Annotated in this window: 2 protein-coding genes and 1 pseudogene; 1 reads left to right on the top strand and 2 read right to left on the bottom strand. The window is 42.6% G+C overall.

Going from position 1 to position 3,368, the window contains the following annotated elements:
* Nucleotides 1–255 precede the first annotated feature (255 nt).
* Together IQ229_RS19350 and IQ229_RS19345 are read right to left on the bottom strand one after the other, a co-directional pair.
* Nucleotides 256–1,413 (bottom strand): S-layer homology domain-containing protein, encoded by a 1,158-nt coding sequence (locus IQ229_RS19350; RefSeq protein ID WP_194046529.1) that lies wholly within the window; start codon nucleotides 1,411–1,413, stop codon nucleotides 256–258.
* A 114-nt stretch (nucleotides 1,414–1,527) separates the two neighbouring features.
* Nucleotides 1,528–2,298: a Uma2 family endonuclease gene (locus tag IQ229_RS19345; protein ID WP_194046528.1), complete on the bottom strand. Its 771-nt coding sequence runs from the start codon at nucleotides 2,296–2,298 to the stop codon at nucleotides 1,528–1,530.
* Nucleotides 2,299–2,560: 262 nt separating this feature from the next.
* On the opposite strand from IQ229_RS19345, the pseudogene IQ229_RS19340 reads away from it, so the two are divergent.
* Nucleotides 2,561–3,368, top strand: a pseudogene (locus IQ229_RS19340) (sensor histidine kinase); the annotation flags it as partial.

The following is a 3,368-nucleotide window of genomic DNA, read 5'->3' as shown; positions in this document are numbered from 1 at the left end:
CTCTTAAATCACAAGTTGTCGGCAAACAAATTCCAGAAGCTTAATATCTAATTATTGCTTCTCTACGAGACGCTACGCGTAGCTTGCTCCTGTGTAGAAGTACGCTCTAATTCCAAATCATGAAGTCTGAATGCCGAAAGTCGGCGTTCAGACTTCTCTCACAATTCCTAACGAAATTTTTAACAATTTGTAATATTAAAACTACACCCATAACGCTAGTACTCGTAGAAGTTGCTTCCTACGATCCTTGGGTAATTATTGTTGAGGCGAACCTCCGGTGGTCAATTTAGCTTTTGGGGTCGGTGTTTTTGGACTCTGTGGAAGTTCTGGAGATATTTTGGGCGACGATCGCACTATATTAGGAGACGTAATTGCCGGCAGTTTGCCCCGTTTGACTAAAGCTTGATGAATCATCGCCGCCACTTCCGCCCGACTAGCTACTTTGTTAGGATCGAGGACTTGGGGATTTGGGTAGTTAACTACCAGACCATTGGTTGTAGCAGCAGCGATTTTGGCGATAGCATAAGGCGGAATGTCTTTAGCATCTTTATAGACACTAATAATCTGATTTGGGGAAGTGGGTGCTTTTAAATTCAGCCCACTGACAAGGGCAACTAAAACTTGTACTCGCGAAATATTTTGTTGGGGTTTGAAGGTTTTTTTCGGGTAGCCTTTGAGAAATCCCGCACTAATGGCTTGGTCAATTGCTGGAGTTGCCCAGAAGTTTGTTGGTACATCTTGAAATGCGATCGCAGTCTTAGACGGTTCTTGGTCAAAGGCTTTTTCTAGTATGGCAGCAAATTCAGCGCGGTTTACAGGCTGATTTGGTCTAAAAGAATAATCAGGAAACCCTTTGAGAATCCCACGCGCAGAAAGAACGTCTATAAAACGCCGACTCCAAAAGTCATTAGGCACATCATTAAATGCAATTGGCGGCGGAATGATTGATTTTGGTTTTGCCGGAGTTACTAAAGGCAACGCTGATGATTTGAGTGATGACTCAAGTTCTGTTGGAGGAGATACAGGTGTTTGTGGTTGTGGGGCTTGAGTTGGGATTACCAGAATAGATGGTAACATTGCGCGGTAAGGAGTTGCGCTGTTAGTTGGGAATGAAAGTGTCTTGGGTTCAACAACAGCTTCAGGTGAAGAATAGGGCAAAACGTTGTTGGGGACTGTATAAGGTTCTACCTTGGCAGCAGGAGAGGGCAATACTGGATTTGGTCGAACACTAGGAGACGGTGTGGAGGAAGGCAACAGCAGCCCGTTTAAGTTCCAACTAGAATCTCTGCGAGACAATGACCAAAAAAGAATCGTTCCAATAGTGGTGAAGGCAACCAAAATGGCTATAAATTCATCAAAGCCAAGGGCAGTTTTTTGAGATGACTCCGGTTCGGAAGGAGGTCTATTTGTCATCGTGATACCCTGGTAGCAGTAAAATTTGTGTCTAAACAAATTAAGCCACAGATGACTCTTTTACACCAGCCTTTTTTAATTCGTAATTCGTAATTCGTAATTTGTAGTACGGTATTAGGTTTCTGGTTCAACGCCAAGCGATCGCAATTGGGCAGCTAGGCGATCGGCTCTTTGGGATTCCTGTTCGGCTCTTTGAGATTCTTGTTCTGCTCTTTCATCCCCACTCAACAACAAATTACCTTCTAAATCCCACCAACGCAGCCAGGGTAATTCCACATTCTGATAAACTCCCTGCCATAAACCTAATTCAACACCCAAAGAAACTATAGGATAATGTCCTCGTTCATTTGCTGGTAAAACTTGATACTGTCCTTCAATTAGATGATAAACTTCTAGGCTGGCTTTACTCGCTTCATAAATGCCGTAGAAGGCAGGACGAATCACCTGCTCATAAATCCAAAATTTACCCTTCAAAGGAGTTTTATCTCGTTCTTCACTACCGTCCCCAGAGACAAATTCTAAGACAATCAACGGGGCAATAAACTCTCGCCACATCACATAAGAACGTCGCGTTTGCCCATTGAGCAAAAATGGTACATTCGGTACATAAAACCAATCTGGTGCTTCTGCGCCTTTTTCGGGGGGATCGGTCAACCGCCAATAAATCCCTAAGTCCTGCCCTATACAGTATTCACCTTCAGGATTTAATTGCTTAAGGAGGGGTGTAATTGAGTCAGTTAGTAGGATGCTTTGGGGATGTTCTTGCCAATTTTTGCCTTCGGCACGCTCCGCGAACACGAACGTACCATCGGACTCAGGAAGTTGAGTATGATCCGGGAAGGGAAAAGGAGTCAGAGCGTTGGGTGGATTGGTTACAGAGGTCATAACGCTACCTTTGCACTCTTCGTAAAGGTTATTTTTAGTTTAGCTTGCGTAGGCGTAGCCCGTCGTAGACATCGCTTTCTCAATATTCTCCACCCAGATTATAAATTACACGCCAATTACTTCCAGCCGCCTGAGAAAGATTTTCAGATTGACAGTACCACTAGTTTTATTAGATACCTAAACTAAAACCGGATTTTGAGGGTGGCAGAATGTAAAATATTAACTTATTCTTTACCTGTCTTTGAAAAAATCAGGGTGTCTAGTGCCAGAAGAATTCAGTTACCAAATTTCACCGCCATTTTTGTCTGAGGGTAGCGATCGCGATCTTGGTTTAGATTCAACCCTCCAAGAACTACCAATGTATAACTTCTCGGTGGAAATCAGCCACACTGGTATGGAAGTGGCTAGTTTTTTGGACAAATACCCCCTGCTACCAGGAGTAATTTTGGTAGAACAGGGACAGTTCATTGGGATGATTTCGCGGCGGCGACTACTAGAATTTTTGATTCGTCCATTCGGACAAGAGTTATTTGTTCAACAACCATTAGCTGTTCTCTACAGCTATGTGCGGACACCGATGTTGCTTGTTACTGATACAACATCGATTTTAACAACAATGCAACTTAGTCTAAAGCGATCGCCTGAATTATTAGCAGAACCAATTGTCGTCCAAACCGAATCTGGTGCTTATAGATTGTTAGATGTCCAAGAATTAAATATTATTTCTTGGCAAATTCGGGGAATCGACAATTTGATTCGCTATGAACGCAGTCAAGCCCAAATGATTCAAAATGATAAAATGGCAAACTTGGGGCGTTTGGTAGATGGGGTAGCGCACGAAATTTTAGACCCAGTGGGTTTTATTTGGGGTAACATAATTTATGTTTCAAACTATAGTCAAGATTTACTCAAACTAATAGCAGCTTACGAGCAAGAGTTACCATCAGTTTCTCCAGCAATTAATCAGATTAAAGAAGAGATTGAATTTGATTTTTTAGAACAAGATTTGTCGCGATCGCTTGCTAGTATTCGCACAGGGGCGGAAAGATTAAAAAAACTCGTTACTAGCT

Source organism: Nostoc cf. edaphicum LEGE 07299, from assembly GCF_015207245.1.
Taxonomy (GTDB): Bacteria; Cyanobacteriota; Cyanobacteriia; order Cyanobacteriales; family Nostocaceae; genus Nostoc; species Nostoc edaphicum_B.
This window is presented reverse-complemented; position numbering and strand designations above follow the sequence as displayed.

Bases quoted from the DNA above. Each gene is read 5' to 3' on its own strand.
- IQ229_RS19350 (WP_194046529.1), bottom strand. From the start codon at position 1,413: ATGACAAATAGACCTCCTTCCGAACCGGAGTCATCTCAAAAAACTGCC.
- IQ229_RS19345 (WP_194046528.1), bottom strand. From the start codon at position 2,298: ATGACCTCTGTAACCAATCCACCCAACGCTCTGACTCCTTTTCCCTTC.